Annotated in this window: 12 protein-coding genes; 4 read left to right on the forward strand and 8 right to left on the reverse strand. The window is 52.3% G+C overall.

The window, feature by feature from the left end; translation table 11 throughout:
* Positions 1 to 11 precede the first annotated feature (11 nt).
* Together uvrA and uvrB are read right to left on the reverse strand one after the other, a co-directional pair.
* Positions 12 to 2,870, reverse strand: coding sequence for an excinuclease ABC subunit UvrA (gene uvrA / locus ACYUJT_RS21885; protein ID WP_460326313.1), 2,859 nt, complete (start codon positions 2,868 to 2,870; stop codon positions 12 to 14).
* A 35-nt stretch (positions 2,871 to 2,905) separates the two neighbouring features.
* Complete coding sequence (gene uvrB, locus ACYUJT_RS21890; RefSeq protein WP_460326315.1) at positions 2,906 to 4,900, reverse strand: excinuclease ABC subunit UvrB; 1,995 nt, start codon at positions 4,898 to 4,900, stop codon at positions 2,906 to 2,908.
* A gap of 274 nt (positions 4,901 to 5,174) precedes the next feature.
* On the opposite strand from uvrB, the gene ACYUJT_RS21895 reads away from it, so the two are divergent.
* On the forward strand, positions 5,175 to 6,005 hold the full coding sequence (locus tag ACYUJT_RS21895) for a flagellar motor protein (protein WP_460326317.1): 831 nt from the start codon (positions 5,175 to 5,177) through the stop codon (positions 6,003 to 6,005).
* Entirely contained in the window at positions 6,002 to 6,868 is an 867-nt protein-coding gene (locus ACYUJT_RS21900) for a flagellar motor protein MotB (RefSeq protein WP_460326319.1), read from the forward strand. The genes ACYUJT_RS21895 and ACYUJT_RS21900 overlap by 4 nt, the downstream gene beginning before the upstream one ends.
* A gap of 975 nt (positions 6,869 to 7,843) precedes the next feature.
* On the opposite strand, the gene ACYUJT_RS21905 is transcribed toward ACYUJT_RS21900, so the two are convergent.
* From ACYUJT_RS21905 to ftsE, 5 genes are all read right to left on the reverse strand, one after another.
* Positions 7,844 to 9,205, reverse strand: a complete 1,362-nt coding sequence (locus ACYUJT_RS21905) for a PDZ domain-containing protein (protein ID WP_460326321.1) — start codon at positions 9,203 to 9,205, stop codon at positions 7,844 to 7,846.
* A gap of 312 nt (positions 9,206 to 9,517) precedes the next feature.
* The gene (locus ACYUJT_RS21910) at positions 9,518 to 10,981 is read right to left on the reverse strand and encodes a S41 family peptidase (RefSeq protein ID WP_460326323.1); all 1,464 of its coding nucleotides are present in this window, start codon (positions 10,979 to 10,981) and stop codon (positions 9,518 to 9,520) included.
* 202 nt (positions 10,982 to 11,183) lie between these two features.
* The gene (locus tag ACYUJT_RS21915; protein ID WP_460326535.1) at positions 11,184 to 12,404 is read right to left on the reverse strand and encodes a murein hydrolase activator EnvC family protein; all 1,221 of its coding nucleotides are present in this window, start codon (positions 12,402 to 12,404) and stop codon (positions 11,184 to 11,186) included.
* A 131-nt stretch (positions 12,405 to 12,535) separates the two neighbouring features.
* Complete coding sequence (gene ftsX, locus ACYUJT_RS21920) at positions 12,536 to 13,450, reverse strand: permease-like cell division protein FtsX (RefSeq protein WP_460326325.1); 915 nt, start codon at positions 13,448 to 13,450, stop codon at positions 12,536 to 12,538.
* Positions 13,440 to 14,126, reverse strand: a complete 687-nt coding sequence (gene ftsE, locus ACYUJT_RS21925; RefSeq protein ID WP_460326327.1) for a cell division ATP-binding protein FtsE — start codon at positions 14,124 to 14,126, stop codon at positions 13,440 to 13,442. The genes ftsX and ftsE overlap by 11 nt, the downstream gene beginning before the upstream one ends.
* 265 nt (positions 14,127 to 14,391) lie before the next feature.
* On the opposite strand from ftsE, the gene ACYUJT_RS21930 reads away from it, so the two are divergent.
* A complete protein-coding gene (locus ACYUJT_RS21930; protein WP_460326329.1) occupies positions 14,392 to 15,813 on the forward strand; it encodes a VanW family protein in 1,422 nt (473 codons plus the stop codon).
* A gap of 142 nt (positions 15,814 to 15,955) precedes the next feature.
* Entirely contained in the window at positions 15,956 to 17,254 is a 1,299-nt protein-coding gene (locus ACYUJT_RS21935) for a CynX/NimT family MFS transporter (protein ID WP_460326331.1), read from the forward strand.
* Positions 17,255 to 17,323: 69 nt separating this feature from the next.
* Here the strand turns inward: ACYUJT_RS21935 and ACYUJT_RS21940 are convergent, their stop codons facing one another.
* Positions 17,324 to 19,405: an alpha-glucuronidase family glycosyl hydrolase gene (locus ACYUJT_RS21940; protein ID WP_460326333.1), complete on the reverse strand. Its 2,082-nt coding sequence runs from the start codon at positions 19,403 to 19,405 to the stop codon at positions 17,324 to 17,326.
* Positions 19,406 to 19,414 lie beyond the last annotated feature (9 nt).

The raw sequence follows: 19,414 nt of genomic DNA on the forward strand, positions 1-19,414 counted from the left end.
ACTTTCGCTTATCAGCCTTGAAGCTGCAGTTCCCGGGTTCGCTTCGTGTCACGCTCCAGGATCGGCTTCAAGTAGCGTCCTGTATAGGATTGCTCATTCTTCGCAAGCTCTTCCGGCGTGCCAGTGCCGATAATGGTGCCGCCGCCGCTGCCCCCTTCGGGACCCAGATCGATAAGGTAATCCGCCGTCTTGATGACGTCGAGATTATGCTCGATCACAAGCACCGTCTCCCCAGAGTCAACCAAACGATGCAGCACCTTGAGCAGGCGGTCGATATCATCGACGTGCAACCCGGTCGTCGGCTCGTCCAAAATGTAGATCGTCTTGCCCGTGCTCCGGCGATACAGCTCGGAAGCCAGCTTCACCCGCTGTGCTTCCCCGCCGGACAGCGTCGTGGCCGGCTGGCCCAATTTGATGTAGCCAAGCCCTACATCAAGCAGGGTCTCCAGTTTGCGGTGAATGCGGGGAATGTTCTGGAAGAAATCCGTTGCTACTTCAACCGTCATCTCCAGCACGTCGGCAATGCTCTTGCCTTTGTATTTCACTTCAAGCGTCTCGCGGTTGTATCGTTTGCCTTTACATACTTCGCAAGGAACGTATACATCCGGCAGAAAGTGCATCTCAATCTTGATAATCCCGTCTCCACGGCACGCCTCACAGCGTCCTCCCTTAATGTTGAAGCTGAAGCGCCCTTTCTTGTAGCCGCGAACCTTCGCTTCCGTCGTTTGGGAGAAGAGATCGCGAATATCGTCAAACACGCCCGTGTACGTTGCCGGGTTCGACCGCGGCGTGCGGCCAATCGGCGACTGGTCGATATCAACGACCTTCTCGACATGCTCCAGCCCTTTGATTTCCCGGTACTGACCTGGACGCACCTTGGCGCGATTCAAATCGCGGGCGAGCGTTTTATATAAAATTTCATTTACGAGCGTCGATTTCCCCGATCCGGATACGCCCGTCACAGCGCTGAACACGCCGATCGGAAACTTCACGTTAATATTCTTAAGATTGTTCTCCTTAGCACCCTTAATCTCCAGCCAGCGACCATTCGGCTTCCGGCGCTCCGTATTGACAGGAATGAATTTCTTGCCGCTCAAATATTGGCCGGTCAGGGAGTTCGAATCGTCCATCACTTCCTGTGGCGTGCCTTGCGAGACGACCTGTCCGCCATGCATGCCGGCTCCAGGGCCGATATCGATAATGTAATCGGCAGCCATCATCGTGTCCTCGTCATGCTCCACGACGATCAGTGTGTTACCTAGATCGCGCATATGAGCCAGCGTGGATATCAACCGGTCGTTGTCTCTCTGGTGCAGCCCGATACTAGGCTCGTCCAGAATATAAAGAACACCCATCAAGCTCGATCCGATCTGCGTAGCCAGCCTGATCCGTTGGGCCTCGCCCCCGGACAGCGTTCCAGCTGCGCGGCTCATCGTTAAATAGTCGAGCCCGACATTGACGAGGAAGCCCAGGCGGCTGTTAATTTCCTTGAGGATCATATGAGCAATGGTCGTCTCTTTCTCGCTTAAGCTTAGACCATCAAAGAAATCCCGCGCCTCTCCAATCGAAAGGCTGGTCACATACGCCATATTCCGCTCATTGATCGTTACCGCCAGGCTTTCTTTCTTCAAACGATGTCCTTTACATGTGCCGCATGGCTTGGAGCCCATGAATTCTTCAATGAACTCGCGGATGCCGTCAGAGGATGTCTCCCGGTAGCGGCGCTCCAAATTATGCACGATTCCTTCAAACGTTACATAAGCGTCCTTGCTCATGCCGAAGTCATTCTGATAACGGAAGCGGACTTTGGTGCTGCCCGTACCATACAGCAGCGTATCCATCTGTTCCTTATTCAGCTCGCTGACCGGCACGTCCTGCGGGATATCGTAATGCTCGCACACCGATTTCAGAAATTGCGGATAGTAGTTGGACGTACTTCCCGCCCAAGCCTCGAACGCGCCTTCTTCAATGCTCTTGTTCGGATTGGGAATAAGCAGCTCGGGGTCAATGATCATCTTCGCTCCAAGCCCGTCACATTCCGGGCAAGCGCCGAACGGACTGTTAAAGGAGAACATCCGCGGTGACAATTCCTCGATGCTGAACCCGCAAATCGGGCAGGCAAAATTCGAACTGAACCGCAGCTCCTCCTGGCCGATAATGTCGACGAGCAGCTGCCCGCCGGACATTTTCAGAGCCGTCTCGATCGAATCCGCCAGCCGGCTGCGAACATCCTCCTTGATGACGATCCGGTCCACGATGACTTCGATCGAATGCTTCTTGTTCTTCTCCAGCTCGATATTCTCGGACAGATCGCGCTGCTCACCGTCGACCCGTACCCGTACGAAGCCCTGCTTGGCAATTTCGGTGAACAGGCTTTTATGCTCGCCCTTCTTACCGGAAATGACGGGCGACAAAATTTGCAGTCTCGTTCTCTCCGGATACTGCATAATCCGGTCCACCATTTGCTCTACGGTCTGTGAAGTAATCTCGATGCCGTGTTCAGGACAATGGGGATGCCCGACCCGAGCGAATAATAGGCGTAAATAGTCGTAGATCTCCGTCACGGTGCCTACCGTGGAACGGGGATTCCGGCTCGTTGTCTTCTGGTCGATCGAAATCGCCGGGGACAAGCCTTCGATGGAATCCACGTCCGGCTTCTCCATCTGCCCCAAAAATTGACGCGCATAGGCGGAAAGCGATTCTACATAGCGGCGCTGCCCTTCCGCATAGATCGTATCGAATGCCAGTGAGGATTTTCCTGATCCGCTGAGCCCGGTCAACACTACGAACTTGTCGCGTGGAATCGTAATATCTATGTTTTTTAAATTGTGCGCTCTGGCGCCTTTAATGACTATATTCTCAATGGCCAATAGATTTCATCTCCTTGATACTAGCTTAGAATATATTACTCCGCCTTGAGCTCGAGAATAGCGTCGCGAAGCTCTGCGGCCCGTTCGAATTGCAGGTTCTTGGCCGCTTCCTTCATTTCGGCCTCCAGGCGTCCGATCATCGCCTCGCGATCGCGCTTGGACATCTTGCCCTTGCCCACATCGGCCAGGTACTCGCTCTTGCTCTCGGCAACTCGGGTCGCCTCAATGACGTCACGCACCTTCTTGCGGATCGTCTGCGGCGTGATGCCGTGCTTCTCGTTGTAGGCGATCTGAATCGCGCGGCGGCGCTCCGTCTCCTTGATCGCTTTATCCATCGACTCCGTAATCTTGTCGGCATACATGAGCACGCGTCCTTCGGAGTTCCGGGCAGCCCGGCCGATCGTCTGGATCAAGGAGCGCTCCGAGCGCAGGAAGCCTTCCTTATCCGCATCCAGTATCGCCACCAGCGACACCTCCGGCAAGTCGAGGCCTTCCCGCAGCAAGTTGATGCCAATGAGCACATGGAAGGTACCCAGCCGCAAATCCCGCAGTATGCTCATCCGCTCCAGCGTCTTGATGTCGGAATGCAGATAACGCACCTTAATACCGATCTCTTTCAAGTAATCGGTCAGATCTTCGGCCATTTTCTTCGTGAGCGTCGTGACCAGTACCCGCTCATCCTTTTCCAGGCGATCCTGGATCTCGCCGATCAAGTCGTCGATTTGTCCCTTCGTCGGACGCACCTCGATGATCGGATCAAGCAGCCCGGTCGGGCGGATGATCTGCTCTACCATTTTATCCGTATGTTCAATTTCGTAAGGACCTGGCGTTGCTGACACGTAAATCAGCTGATTCGCCTTCCCTTCGAACTCCTCGAATTTCAGCGGACGGTTATCCAGTGCCGAGGGCAGCCGGAACCCATGCTCGACAAGCACCGTTTTCCGCGCTTGGTCACCGTTGTACATCGCTCTGACCTGTGGCAGGGTAACGTGCGACTCATCTACCACGATCAGCAAATCATCCGGAAAATAATCCAGCAAAGTATACGGGGTAGCCCCCCGTTCCCGGAAAGTCAGCGGCCCGGAGTAGTTCTCGATCCCCGAGCAAAATCCGACTTCCTTCATCATTTCGATATCGTAACGCGTGCGCTGTTCCAGCCGCTGCGCTTCCAGCAGCTTGCCCTGTGAGCGGAACAGCTCGAGCTGTTCCTCCAGCTCTCTTTCGATATTCTTGATCGCAATGCGCATCGTCTCTTCTTGGGTAACGAAGTGAGAGGCCGGGAAAATAGCCACATGATCGCGTTCTCCCACCAATTCTCCGGTCAGCACATCGATTTCCGTAATCCGCTCGATCTCATCGCCGAAGAACTCGATCCGCACCGCCTGCTCCCCTTTGGATGCCGGGAAAATCTCCAGTACATCGCCACGCACGCGAAACGTGCCCCGCACAAAGTTGATGTCGTTCCGCTGATACTGGATATCCACCAGCCGGCTCAATATCTGATTGCGCGGCCGCTCCATACCGATCCGCAAAGAGAGCACCAAATCGCGATATTCCATCGGCGAACCGAGACCGTATATGCAGGACACACTGGCTACGATGATGACATCGCGCCGTTCGAACAACGAGCTCGTTGCCGAGTGTCTGAGTTTGTCGATCTCTTCGTTAATGCTGGAGTCTTTCTCGATGTAAGTATCGGAGGATGGGATATATGCTTCAGGCTGATAGTAGTCATAGTAGCTGACGAAGTAATCTACGGAGTTGTTCGGAAAAAAATCTTTAAACTCGCTCGCAAGCTGAGCTGCCAGCGTCTTGTTATGGGCAATCACTAGCGTCGGACGACCGAGTCTGGCGATCGTTTGAGCAATCGTGAACGTCTTCCCGGTGCCCGTCGCGCCAAGCAGCGTCTGATGACGCTTGCCTTGATTAATGCCCTCTACCAGCTGGTCGATGGCTGACGGCTGGTCGCCTTGGGGAGAGAATTCGGAAACAATTTCGAACTTATTGTTGCTAAAGACAATATCACTCATTGTCCAACATCACCCTTATCGTCTAAAATGAAATACTAGGGAATGAAAATATCTTCATTATTTCCAAAAAGGAGGACAAAAGCCTCCTTATAATATTAACCCAAATCTATATACTTAAGAAAAGAATACATAAATGACAAACCGAAGGGATCGCCAAAGGCGAATTCCAATTCCACAATTACGCAAAATAGGAATGGGTGTTCCCATGTCATTATACCTTTTTCATCCTCTGGATGCAATCGGTAAGTATAGGATAGGAGCTGTCGAAAAATCTATGGATATCGCAACGATTATTGGCATTATCATTGGACTAGCCGCATTGATCGGCGGATTTTTATGGGAGGGCGGAGAGGTCGGTGGCCTTATGCAGCTTACGGCCGCTTTGATCGTTTTTGGCGGCACGTTTGCCGCGGTCATGATCAGCTTCCCCCTGCGTAGATTAAAGACGATCCCTCGGGCTTTGAAGCTCGCTTTTACATCCTCGGACACAAACGCCGAGCAAATGGTTGAAGACATCGTCGATATGGCTATGACGGCAAGACGCGAAGGCGTTCTCTCCCTGGAGAAGAAAATCTTCGATCATTCCGACGCCTACTTGCGCGAAGGAATTCAGCTTGTGGTTGACGGAACCGATCGAGAAATGGTCCAACAGATCATGGAATACGAAATGGACGCAACCCAGCAAAAATACGAAAGCTATGCCAAAATATTCGAATCCGCCGGCGGTTATGCCCCGACAATGGGGATCATCGGCACGGTCATGGGACTCATCCATGTACTGGGCAGCTTGACGGAGCCTACGGCACTCGGCCCTTCGATCGCTTTGGCTTTTACAGCTACGCTTTACGGGGTCGCAAGCGCCAACCTCATCTTTCTGCCGATAGCCTCCAAGATCAAGGCCCGCGGGGAAGATGATATCAGCCGCATGGAAATGATCCTAGAGGGCGTATTGTCCGTTCAAAATGGAGATCATCCCTTGCTCGTACGGCGGAAGATGGAATCCTTCGTCACTGATATTAGCTCCGGACAACCTGCTACTTCGTCTTCTTCTTCGTATACATCTACGTCCTCATCGTCAACTTCCTTCATGGAGAATGACCTATGAGGCAACGCAACAACAGACGACGCCGAAGAGAAGGAGCAGAGACCAAGGACCGCTGGCTGATCACTTATGCCGACCTGATCACGCTGCTGCTTATTTTCTTTGTTATTATGTATGCCATGAGCCGTCTCGATATTGAAAAATATGAAGTCGTCACCGCATCGCTGCAGCAGACATTCAAAAGCGGGGACTCGATCCTGGAAAATGGCACCGGAGTTCTCGGCTCTGCCGACCGCTTCACGCACCGCAATCCTCCTTCCGGAGGAGAGCTCGGCACGAATCAAAAGGGGAACAACGGCAAGGACGCCCAGGGCCCAGATCAGAACCAGGGCAGCGACCCCAAGCTGGGAACATCCTCGCAAGGTCCGCTTACGGAACGGGAGCTCGCCTTCCGCAAGCAGGAGGAGGAACTTCTCAATTTAATGAAAATGATCGAAGCTTACATTAAAGACAACGGGCTGGAGGATCAAATCACGGTAGCCGATCTACCCAAGGGCATTTCCATCACCCTAAGCGACCGTTTCCTGTTCGATGTAGGAAAGGCCGAGCTCAAGGAAGGCTCGGCGAAGACGCTGGCCAAGCTGGCCAGCCTGTTCGGTACGCTCGACACGGTGATCAGCATCGAAGGACATACGGATAATCTGCCGATCGTCCATGCCTCGAAATACAAGGATAACTGGGAGCTCTCAGGAGCCAGAGCCTTATCGGTCTTGCGCTACTTCGTCGATACGGAGAAGCTCGACCCGAATGGTTTTCAATATGCCGGATACGCGGACACCCGTCCCGATGCCGACAACTCCACCGAAGCCGGACGCCAGAAAAATCGCCGCGTCGAAATCACCGTGCTGCGCCAGCTTCAGCAATAACCAGATCTTTCCAATTCATATGTCTTTACTTCGCACCGCTTGCAAACATATCGCTCGCGGTGCGTTTTTTGTTTGCGGCCCAACTTGAGCAATCGGGAGCTAACATGACGACCTTGCTGCTATGCTGTTAGGCGGCTCTCGGCAAGGGAATACTGCAAAATACATTTTTATTTACTGTTCAGGTCCCTCATCTTGAAAATTACTGCGTTTATGCATCATTCCTTCCCAAATTTTTAATAATGACTTTATCCTCGAGATATCCTGCCTTACAGCTGTTGGGACGGTGATTCGTTAGATATTGCCAGGTCGTTGGTGGCAGCCATCCAGCCCCTGGTTTTACTAAATCATTTAAAAACTAAATGTATTTTATACAGCTAGTTAAGCTCTTTTATAAAAAAATACTTGCGCTAAATGTAAAACATGCAGTTAGTTTGCCTGAATGGAGTTTATTCGTCGAAATAGCTTAAAACTAAATGTAGGTTTTGCAGTTAGTTCCCTCTAACACGGTCAAAACTGATGAACTAACTGCATGAAATACATCTAGTTACCAATACATCTAGTCACCTATCCTAAACATCTAGTCATCAATCGTTTTTGCATCATTTTTGTCTAATACGTAACCTCCATCAAATAAAATCCTGTATTTTCGCAGTTTTATTTGAAAATTCGCCACTTACTAACGATCTTGACCTTCCCCCGAGGCGAGACTCATATTGGAAATAGCGGCTGTCACACCGAAAAGCGGATACATTCCTCGTGTAAAATGCACTATAAAAGGGCAGTTCAAGAGGAGAACCTCTGAACCGCCCTTGTCCTTTACCATTTCTACCTTACCTTACAAATCTACAAGCCCTGCAAGCCAAGTCCCCATAATCCGATTAAGCCCTGTAGCCTTGTACCGCCTATAAGCCCTCTACCGCCCTGAAAATCTGCGAACCTACTGCAAGTCCAATACTCCCGCCATACACTCTAATGCTAGCCTTCCGTCTCGGCCCCCAGCTCCTGCTGCGTGGACGGCTGCGGCTTGTCCGCCAGCTTGCCCTTATGCCTTCCGGCTGAGCGGCGCGCGCCGCTATTGACCTGCTCTCCTTCGCGGCGCGGGCGGAGCAGATGAAAGAGCGAGATCGGCCGCATCCGCACCGCAACCGGGGCTTGATCGTCCGGCGCTAGAATGGCGCCGAGCTGATGATGCTCGCCCGCGTAGATCGCACGCTGCAGATACTTGCTCTCGCCTGCGAGGTTGCGCACCTCCAGCTTGCAGAAGGCAGGGTTCATCCGCAGCCCGGCGTGAAGCTCCTCCTTCGTAGCAACCGGAGTGCCGTTGACCTTGATAATCGTCTCGCCAGCCTGGATGCCAAGCTCCTCGGCCGGGCTTCCTGGCAGCACCGCAAGCACCCTGAGTCCGTCGATAGGATTAACGAACAGCGGACTATGCTTTTGCTCCTCAAAACGGCTGAGCCAGACCAACCCTTCGTGTAAAGCAATGCCTGCCAGCGCAGCGACAATCGTTAGCGGGCTCCACCAGGCGCTGAGCAGCGCTAACGCCAGCATTATAATCCCGTAACCAAGCAATCGGCCGGAAGACACCTTGGCTTTAGCCCGCGGGAGCAGCCCCGTGGTTATTTCCGAAAACCCAATCATGATCGGAAACGCAATCCATTGAAAGCCTTCCTGCCAGGCGTCCCCGCCGAACAACGGAGTCCATGGCAGCATGGCTCCCGTCGTATGCGCTGGTATCATCAAGAACAACGGAACCGGCCATAAGCTTTGCAATTGATAGCCGCCAACCAGCTTGCCGCGCTTGCCCTCAAAGAATAATGGCCCCGCAAAGGATGCCCCCTGCCAGCGGACCAGAAAAGCCTCCGCCACATGCAGCACGGCTACCAAACATAAGAGTGCAGGGATATTAAGCTCCCGGATCACGCGCAATACCTCAGCAGTCCACCCCTCGCCTTGCAAGCCCGGTATCAAATTTACAATGAACTGGACTACCCCAAGCAGCCCCACAGCATACGCCAGACATAAATAACGAACTCGGAACAACAGCAGCAGCAGCGTGACGACCCAGACGCAGATAATGCCCTCTACCGTTAAAGTCATCCCGGTAAACAGCGAGACGAGTGAAACGAAGATTCCTGCCAAGAGTCCTCCCAGAACCGTCCGCCAGGTCTGGACGCCCCAGCTGTGCAGCCTGACATGAAACAGCTTGCGCTCTAGCAGCACCTGGCGTCTATAAATAAGCATCAATAGAATAATCGCAATATAATAGAACGGCTGCAGGAGAAGCTGCCCTGCCGCTTCAGCCAGCATCCACAGAACTTCAAGCACGGTATCCAAAAGGTATTCACGCTCCCATCCGTTTTACAAAAGTACATTCGGCGCCAATATTCATGACTAACATGTAGCTGGATTACTTGTGTCTATTTTATCTTTTTGCGCCGACTTGATAAAATAGCTGTATTTTGAGTAGTTAAAGTATTGTTTTTAACTTTACTCTCCTAGAAGACTCATTTTAAGTACAGAAAATCCAGCTAATTATACGTTGAACGTTAAAGCGCAGCTTTTAAATACAACAAATCCAGTTATTAGAATGCAGGTTACGCAAGCAAACATCCATCTTAAGAAAAAAGAAGGCTGAAATCAGCCCTCTTATGGTTTCGACGCCGCTTGGGTCATTTCCTTCCGGATTTCCTCCAGCGCGCGGTTCAATTGTGCATCATTCTTCGGATCGCGGATCAGTTCAATCAATTTGCCCTCGAGCTTCTCAGCCGTCTTGGCATCCAGTTCGCCGCCCGTGCTGATCCCTTGGTCGTTCTGGAATTTCTTCAGCGCATGCTCCGTATTTTTGTCAAAATAGCCATCTACCCGCCCTGGATCATACCCGAGGCCTTTGAGCATAATTTGCGCGCTCTTCACATCTTCGCCGAGCATGTCGAATTTGAACGTCTTCTCCTTGTTGATTGGAGCTACCGAGAAATAATCCGGTTGGGAGACGTTGATATCCGGCTGGATTCCTTTCTTATGAATCCACTCCCCGTTTGGCGTCAGCCACTTGGCGATCGTAATCTTGAGCATGCTTCCGTCGCCCATCTCCTGGGAGTAGCTCGACTGTACGGTGCCTTTGCCATATGTCGGTTCCCCGACCAGCTTCGCTCCCGCCGATTCCTGCAACGCACCTGCCAGAATCTCTGAAGCGCTGGCGCTGCCTTTATTCGTCACTACAACGATCGGATAAGATTTGCCGGAGCCTTCCGACAATGTAGCGTCACGGCGTCCGTTCTTATTTTCTACCTGAACGATTCCTTTGCCTTTCGGCACAAATAGCTCCGACATTTCAATAACGATCGGCAGCACGCCACCCGGATTATTCCGCACGTCGATGACCAGGCCTTTCATTCCTTGCTGCTCCAATGCCTCAAGTTCTTTCTTGAAGCGGTTCGCCGTGTTCATCGAGAATTCCGTAATTTCGATAATGCCGACATGGTCCTGCTCCATCCGGGCATGCACCGTTTCGAGAGCGATATCGGCACGGACGATCTTGAATTCCAGAGCTTCTGCCGCTCCTGAACGCTTCACTTTGATTTTGGCTTCCGTTCCTTTAGGGCCGCGGATTTTAGCTACGGCCTCATTCAAGGTAAGCCCTTCGAATGATTCGCCGTTCACGGACAATAAAATGTCCTTCGGCTTGATGCCGGCCTTCTCCGCCGGAGAGCCCTTGATCGGCGATACGACTACAACATTGCCGTTCTCCATCGACACCTCGGCGCCGATTCCCGTAAAGGACCCTTCGATTTGTTCGGAAAATTGCTGGGCCGTTGCCCCGGCCATATATGACGAGAAGGGATCTTCCAGCGCATTCATCATTCCATTGATAGCGCCGTCCACGAGCTTGCTACGATCCACTTTTTCCACATAGTTCTTAGATACCAGGTCAAGCGCCGTCTCGATCTTCTTAATATCGCTCTTCGGCTGTCCGCCGATATCCGCAAACAATCCACTGGACAGCTGCCCCGAGCCAGCTAAGCTCCATTGGCCCGTCAAAGTCACGGTGAGCAAACTACTAACCACCATTGCAACCAATACGAGTAAAGTAACTGTGCGTCCTTTGAACATGAATAAAATTCACCGCCTCTGTTTAATCCGGCCGACCCGAAGCCCACCTGTTATAACCATCATAGTATATGTTTAGCTTGTACGGAATATATACAACGATTAAAGAAGGAAAAACGGATATTCGTCCTGTATGGACGGTATCCGTTTCATAAACGCATAATTCTATTCTATAAGTGCTGTATAAAAATGTCCAACGATTATGCTACAAATAAGGGGATGGATCCACCGGACTGCCGTTGATTCGCACTTCGAAATGCAGATGCGGGCCTGTCGAGTTGCCCGTGCTGCCCACTTCGGCAATCTTCTGTCCTCGCTTGACCTTATCGCCCTTCTCTACCTTAATGCCGCCGTTGCGGATATGTCCATACAGCGTCCAGACGTTATCGCCGTGGTCGATGATCACCGTGTTGCCATAGCCGCTCCACCACTCGGCAACGATGACCACACCGCCTTCGGCCGCCCGGATTTCCGTTCCTTGCGGAGCCGCAAGGTCTACTCCCGTATGCTTCTTCACCTGTCCCGTGATCGGGTGAACCCGGGTGCCATAGTTGGAAGACATACGCGCCCCGCTAACCGGCAGCGCCATCGAGCCGCCATTTCCTTTAAATCCGCTAGAGCTGGAAGAGGAGCTCTTCTTATAAGTATAAACTTGCGCAGCCTTGAGCTTGTTCTTCTCCTTCTCCAGTGCCGCGCGCTTCGTGGCCAGCTCAACGAGAAGCTGCTCCTGCTCTTCGCTGATGTCATCCGATTCCTCGATCTCGGCATGATACTTCGCAATCAGCTGCTGCTTTTCGACTTCCTTCTGCTGCAGCTCGCTTCTGCGAACTTCAGCATCTGCATACAACTGCTTTACTTTCGCATAATTCTGCTCAAGCTGAGCCTTTTGCTCTTCGATCAGCAGCTTGTCCTGCTTATGCTCCTTGAGCAAGAGCTGGTCCTGGTTCGCTATCGCCTGCAGCGAGTCGGCACGCTCAAGAAAATCCGTGAAGCTGGTCGACGACAGCAGCACATCAAGGTACGATACCGCCCCGTCGGTATACATCAAGCGCACGCGGGAGTCCAGCAATCCGGAACGCTCCTCGATTCGCGTCTCCGTCTCGCTCAGTTTGACCGCCGTCTCTCTGAGGTTCTCCTCTGTATCATGAATCTGCATGGAGATATTGGCTAGCTCCGCGCTTACGACATCCATCTGTTGAAGAACTTCTTTAAGGTAATTCGTGTTCTTGTTGACATAATGCTGAGCTTCCTGCTTCTGCTGGGCGGCCTTCTCCTGCTGCTGCTTCGCCTGCTTGGCCTGCTCCTGAAGCTGCTTCAGCTCTTTATCGATCTGGCTTATTGTTTTGCTCTTAGCATAACCATTGTCAGGCTGAAAGATTATAATGGCTAAAGCGACAACGACTACAACGGAAATCCACTTTTTCAACTTCGCTTCCCCATCCTTCTTCATTTTGTTCTTGTATTCATCATTTCTGGCTTAAGAAAAGCACTGATCCCTTGCCATTCCCGGATGTAGTCGTCCAATTTTTCATTAAGGCTGCTTTTCTAGCGATTCAATTACACTTTAAGAAATCTACGTATGGAAACTGTGCTTCCCCATATTCCGATGAGCAGACCCAGGCCGATCAACAGTACCCCGATCTGGAATCCGACCTCATCCAGCGAAACGAGATGGAAAGCCAATGTTATGTCCTCTTTAACGGAAATTGCCAGCTGATTGTATCCGAAGAACAGAACGCCAACCGTAATTACTGAACCAATCAGCCCGATCAGCGCGCCTTCCACGAAAAACGGCCAACGAATGAACATATTCGTCGCACCCACCAGTTTCATAATGCCGATTTCCCGGCGACGGGCCAATATCGTTACGCGAATCGTATTGGAAATCAGGAACATAGCCATCAGGCCGAGGCCTGCAACAAAAGCAAAGCCGATATTGCGAACGGCACGGGTAATCTTGAACAGCTTCTCCGTCGTTCCTTGCCCGTATCTTACTTTATATATCGGTTCATCCGGATATTTCGTGTTGAGCTGCTCGATCTTTGAAGCGACAAACGGAACCGTCGTCGGTTCAATGACCTCTACCTGCAGCGTATCCGGAATCGGATTCGTATTTTCGTCATATCCCTCGAGCAGATCTTTGCCCTCTTCCCCGAGCTGTTCGCGGAAATCCTTAAGCCCCTCCGCCTTGGATATGAAGGTCACCTTGCTTACTTCCTCCATCGCTGCGATATCGTTATGCAGCTTCTCCCGCATGCTGTCGTCAACGTTGGAATTAAGGTATGTCTTGATCTGCACCATGCTGTCCGCGTCATCCGCGAACGCATTGACGTTAAGTACCAGCAAAATGAACACGCCTAAAATGAATAACGACACAACGATGGACGTAACGGAAGCCACCGACATCCATCCGTTGCGGAAAACATTCTTCGAGCCTTCCCGAAAATGACGAAGGAGGGTATTAAAACTCATAACCATATTCCCCTCTCTGTTCGTCCCGAACAATTTGCCCGTCCTCAATCGCGATAACGCGCTTGCGCATGCTGTTAACAATCTCTTTATTATGGGTCGCCATCACAATCGTCGTTCCCCTGAAATTAATCTCATCCAGCAGCTGCATGATCCCCCAGGAAGTTTCCGGGTCGAGATTTCCAGTAGGCTCGTCCGCGATGATCACGGATGGATTGTTTACGATCGCCCTGGCGATGGCCACACGCTGCTGCTCTCCCCCCGACAATTGCGACGGATCGCGGTTCGCCTTGTTCTTGAGCCCGACGAGGTCAAGCACTTCCATCACGCGTTTCTTGATGACTTTCTTAGGCGCTTCGATGACTTCTAACGCAAAAGCTACGTTCTCATAAGCGGACAGTTTGGGCAGCAGCCGGAAGTCCTGAAAAATCACGCCGATATTGCGGCGGACATAAGGGATCTTTCGCTGTTTCAGCCTGCCGATATTGAAGCCGTTGACGGAAATTTGTCCTTTCGTGGGTACTTCCTCGCGATATATGAGCTTCATGAAAGTCGATTTCCCCGCACCGGAGGGACCGACGACATATACGAATTCGTTGCGGTCTATCTGAACCGAGACGCCGCGAAGGGCGTGAGTTCCATTCGGATAGGTCTTATAAACATCCTGCATTTCTATCAATTCATCACGTCCTAAACCTTGATTCCTTAGTCTGTATGCTGTTCGTATTTCATTTCGACACTTTCCAGCCAATTCCTTTAAAAGCTGAGTTATTTCATCAGCCCGTTTTTTATTGTAACAAATATGTTACCTCTTGAGTACCCTGAACCACCGAAAGTTTCCAGAATTTCATCATATATATGTTTGTACGCTGCCATTTTCTCGAATTGGAAAGGAGATACGCATGAAGAAATTACACCTTGTAACTATTTTGTTTTCTTGCGTGATGCTTCTTTGGTCTGTTTTCTTTGGAGCTATATTTGTATATGCCATCCGGGATACCGTGCCGCCCGGCGTCACGATAAATGGAATGGACATCGGCAATTTGAAACGGGATAAAGCCGTGGCCCTGGTAGAGGAAATGATCCAGAAGATGGAGCTGGAGAAGGTTGTCGTTACAGTGCAGCAAACCAAAGTCGATTCGACATGGAAAGAGCTTGGCGTGCAATATGACGCCTCCCATTTCTACGACGCGCTTGACCGATTGTTTGAAGGTTCCCCATGGGAACGGGCGAAGGCCAGATGGTATTTCCCCAAGCCCTGGGAGCTGCATATGAATTTGGACGAAAAAAAGTTACGCAGACTGTTTACGCCGCAGTGGGAGCAGTCTCGTTTCGGCAGCCCGGCCGATGCTGTGCGCCTCGTTTCCCAAGACGACACAATCACCTATCTGCCTGGACATTCTGTCTACCGAATCGACTGGATCACATTCGGAGCCATCATTCGGCAGCGCAGCCCCAAGGTTTCGCAACAAGAGCCATATAGGGGAACTCGCCAGGCAGAACAGAAGCAGCCGGTTCTTGAAGTACCGCTCTACACCCTACAGCCCAAGGTGACCCTAGTGATCCTGCAGCGGCAGGGCATCGAGCGAAAGATCACACAATACGCGACCGGTCTGCAAGGAAGCGGAGAAGGCCGGCGGCATAATATCGAGGCAGCGGCGCGCACGATCGACGGGATGGTATTGGCCCCGGGGGAAATCTTTAATTACGAGCAGGTCATTAAAGCTGCAGAGGACAAGTACGGCTTCCGGGAGGCTCCGGTCATTTTTGGCGGCAAACTCGTCCCGGGCGTTGGAGGAGGCATCTGCCAAGTGTCCAGTACCCTGTACAACGCCGTTATTCTGGCCGGATTGGATGTCGTGGAAAGGCGCAATCATACGCTGCCTGTCAGCTACGTATCAAAAGGTCTGGATGCTACGTTTGCGAGGGGCTACATCAATTTTCGCTTCAAAAATACAACCGGCCGCCATCTCCTCATTTATTCCAAGGTTACAGATGACCAGCTAACCGTTAAGCTGTTCGGCGATGCGCCCGGCGACATCACTTATGATGTCGAATCCTTCACTACCGAGACAATTTCCGTCCCCACGAAATACGTCGCCAATTCCTCCCTTGCTCCCGGAACTCAAGAAACGATCATCGAGGGCAAGCCCGGCTATATCGTCGAATCCTATCGGATCAAGAAAATATCCGGCAAGCCCGTTAGCAAAGTCAAGCTATCCCGCGACACCTATCCGCCTCAACCTACCGTCATCGCCATTGCACCTGAAAACATGGGAAACACTCCTGTACCCTCAACGCCGGGTCCTGAGGGAACGGCTCCAAAGATCCTGCTGGAGGATGGCGTAAAGGGACCACGCTTTTAAATGCAAAGATATTAACGCGAACTCGAGGATATATATTAAGCTTTTTCCCTAACTTGACTATTGCTTGTAAAAGTTTTCATATGTTAAAGTTAAGCCAATTTTAATAAGTACGGCATCATTGATCAGGAGGAGTACTACAGCTATGACAAAAACAAAAAACGACGCACCTGTATTATCAGCAATTGAAGCTGACGCATGCTCTTCCTCCGGCCCGAACTCCAATTACAATTCCGGCGCAACCCCCAAATCCGGCAACCGCCCGGCCGGACGGCGGATTGGTGCAGCGGCCCTGCTAATTGCAGCCATCCTGCTTACGGCAGCGACGCTCCGTTCGCCTCTAACCGGCGTCGGCTCGCTGATCAGCGAGATCCAGAGCGGTACGGGACTGAGCCATACCGCAGCAGGAATGCTAACCACACTGCCGCTTATCGCCTTTTCTATTTTTGCCCTTGCCGCTCCCAAGCTGGGCTGGCGGTTCGGTATGGAACGAACGATGTTCTTCTGCATGATCATCATGACTGCGGGAATCCTGCTGCGCTCCATGCCTAATATTCCGGCATTGTTTCTCGGCACCGCTCTGATCGGCAGCGGGATTGCGGTCTGCAACGTACTGCTGCCCGGCTTGATCAAACGCGATTTTCCCCATCGCATCGGCCTCATGACCAGCCTGTACACTTCATCCATGAATGGCTGGGCGGCCATCGCCTCGGGAATCAGCATTCCGCTTTCTCGGGGCGCTGGTTGGAGAGGCGCTCTTGTCTATTGGGTCATCCTGTCTGCTATAACCGCAGTGGCATGGGTTCCTCAGCTGCGCCGCAGCAATAACAGCAAATCGCAAGGCGCCAGCTCGTACCGCAAAACGGGAATCGTCTGGAGGTCGCCCATTGCCTGGCAGGTGACGATCTTTATGGGCTTCCAGTCGATTATGTTCTACGTAGGCATTTCATGGCTGCCGGAAATTCTCCATGAGCAGGGAATGGCTCCCGGGACAGCCGGATGGATGCTCTCCCTGATGCAAATCGCCAGTATGGCCGGCTCATTTCTTATGCCGCTCATCGCTTCAAGATCGCAAAGCCAGAAAGGACTAGCTGCCGGCTCTTCCGCGCTGTTCCTGCTCGGCTTCGGGGGAGTATGGGTCGGTTCCCCAGCTTTGGCCCCGCTGTTTATTATGGCGATCGGACTCGGCTGTGGCACCACCTTCAGCCTTGTCATCCTGTTCTTCGCCCTGCGATCACGAACCGCAGATCAGGCGGCCGAGCTGTCCGGCATGGCGCAGTCCCTCGGCTACTTGCTGGCCGCCGTCGGCCCGACCCTGTTCGGCTTTATCCACGACAGGAGCGGCAACTGGACGGTGCCGCTGGCGACAATTACCTCGCTGTCCCTGCTGACGATCCTCTTCGGATACGCCGCCGGTCGCAAAGGCTACATCGAAGCGGACTGACAATGTAAATAACCCTGGGCTCAGCCAAGCTGAAGCCCAGGGTTATTTTTTAATCTATAGCCGCATTCTCTAGTAAATCACTCTATTTTGCTGGTCCTTGATGCCCGATTTGCGGTAGAAGTAGGTATTGATGACATCCCGCCAGTGCTTGGCGCTCTCGAGCTGCTCCAACAGGCGCCCTTTAACATGAGCGAAGCGCTGCTGATCAAGCTTAGGCTCCAATGCATCCCAGCGTGCGATCCACTGCTCAACTTGCTCCACCCCTGCAAAGTGGGTGTCGTAAATATGCTGAATGACCGTCTTGCCGGATTTCAAAACATGAGTATAAGGAACATGATGGAAGAATAGCAACAGCTCATCCGGGCAAGACTCCAGGCTGTCATACAAGGCCGCATTAGTGCCAACGTACTGATGGGAATATCCCGTACCCGTAGCCAGTGTTCGATCCACGCCGATGCCGTCCCGGTCCGCGAAATGGTACGTTCCCCATTTGGAGTATTCGTAGCCGTCCACGTCAGGCCCGTAGTGATAATGCGGCACGACCATCCAGCCCACGCCCAGCGGGGAAGTATAGCTCTCATAAGTCGGCCATGATTCCATCAGAATGTCCAAGATCGTACCCGCCACATCCTGGTTCACGCCAAAGGTCATGCTCGTCCATTCCTCGGCGATCTCTTCCGCGCTCAGCTCCGGATTCCAGAGCAGACGGCCGTACCCGTACAAGTTGGATTGGGCAAGATAGTGACCCGTCCAGTTAAAATCGTTGCCAATGCTGGAAACTGCCGTTATCCCGCTGTGTTTATACGGATGAACCTGTCCAGCGACGATGTCCTTCACCTTGCTGCCTTCTCCTTGGCAGAGGGTGTCGAACTCCAGCACTTCTTTCCATTGCGGGATCAAATAGCATACATGCCTTTGCTGCCCCGTATATTCCTGGGTAATTTGAAACTCCAGCATCTGGTTTGTCTGCTTCATGGCTCCGAACAACGGCGATACCGGCTCTTTGACCTGGAAGTCCATCGGGCCGTTCTTGATTTGCAGGATGACATTGTCCTTAAATCTGCCGTCCAGCGGCTTGAAGTGATCGTATGCCGCACGGGCCCGGTCGGTTTTGCGATCCCGCCAGTCCTGGTGGCAATCATAGACGAAGCATCTCCACAGCACGAGTCCGCCATAAGGCTCCAGCGCCTCGGCCAACATGTTCGCTCCATCCGCATGATCCCGTCCATAAGTGAACGGCCCCGGACGGTTCTCTGAATCCGCTTTGACCAGGAATCCGCCAAAATCGGCAATATGGCGATAAACCTCCGCCGCCCGTTGCTTCCACCATTCCTGTACCGTTGGCTCCAGCGGGTCAGCCGTAGACAGATCGCCAAGCTCGATCGGTGCGGCAAAGTTCACGCTGAGATAGAGGCGAATGCCGTATTCACGGAACGCAGATGCTACCCGTGCAACGTCAGGCAGCAGTTCCGGCGTGATCAGCTTCGTTTCTACCTCGTGCACGTTCACGTTATTGATGGCGATACCGTTAATGCCAACGGAGGCCAGCAATCTGGCATACTCCCGTACGCGAGTCAAATCGGAGACGATTTTGCTGTCCTGATAAAAAATCGATAAGCCCGCATACCCGCGCTCGATGCTTCCGTCCATATTATCCCACTGGTTGACCATCCGCAGTTGGTACTTCGGCGATTCAACCAAGTCCAGCCCTTCGGGGGATTGGCCTGTCGTCTGCAGCAGGCGCAGGAAATGAAAGACGCCGTAGAGCAGCCCTTTGTCCGTTCCGCCGGCAATAACGATAAATTCCTTACCTTCGCGGACTACCTTGCGGATGATATATCCTTCTTCCCCTAGGCGAGCCGCTTCCGCTGCTTCCAACGAATTATTGAGGAAAGGATTGTCTGAGCCGCCAATCGTTCCTACGGTCAGAAAGCGGTCTGCAGTTTTACTCGACTCTACCGCCGGCTGCTTGCCTGTCAGCTTAGCGATGCCCTCCGTCAACTCTTGAATCGCTGTGCGGAACACCTCTGAAGCCCCTTCTCCCGCTGCCACGATATTGCTCAAGTACCCTTCGAACGGCTTAATCGCTGCCGAGCGTTCCGCTGTCGCTCCATCATAGCGCAGCCATGCCAAATCATAATTGCTGTTCATTTTGCCACC

This window comes from Paenibacillus sp. YSY-4.3 (assembly GCF_054767475.1).

What these genes read in the sequence shown, in the direction of transcription:
- uvrB (WP_460326315.1), bottom strand. Translation starts at nt 4,900, where the DNA reads ATGAGTGATATTGTCTTTAGCAACAATAAGTTCGAAATTGTTTCCGAA.
- ACYUJT_RS21895 (WP_460326317.1), top strand. Translation starts at nt 5,175, where the DNA reads ATGGATATCGCAACGATTATTGGCATTATCATTGGACTAGCCGCATTG.
- ACYUJT_RS21900 (WP_460326319.1), top strand. Translation starts at nt 6,002, where the DNA reads ATGAGGCAACGCAACAACAGACGACGCCGAAGAGAAGGAGCAGAGACC.
- ACYUJT_RS21910 (WP_460326323.1), bottom strand. Translation starts at nt 10,981, where the DNA reads ATGTTCAAAGGACGCACAGTTACTTTACTCGTATTGGTTGCAATGGTG.
- ftsX (WP_460326325.1), bottom strand. Translation starts at nt 13,450, where the DNA reads ATGAGTTTTAATACCCTCCTTCGTCATTTTCGGGAAGGCTCGAAGAAT.
- ACYUJT_RS21930 (WP_460326329.1), top strand. Translation starts at nt 14,392, where the DNA reads ATGCTTCTTTGGTCTGTTTTCTTTGGAGCTATATTTGTATATGCCATC.
- ACYUJT_RS21935 (WP_460326331.1), top strand. Translation starts at nt 15,956, where the DNA reads ATGACAAAAACAAAAAACGACGCACCTGTATTATCAGCAATTGAAGCT.
- ACYUJT_RS21940 (WP_460326333.1), bottom strand. Translation starts at nt 19,405, where the DNA reads ATGAACAGCAATTATGATTTGGCATGGCTGCGCTATGATGGAGCGACA.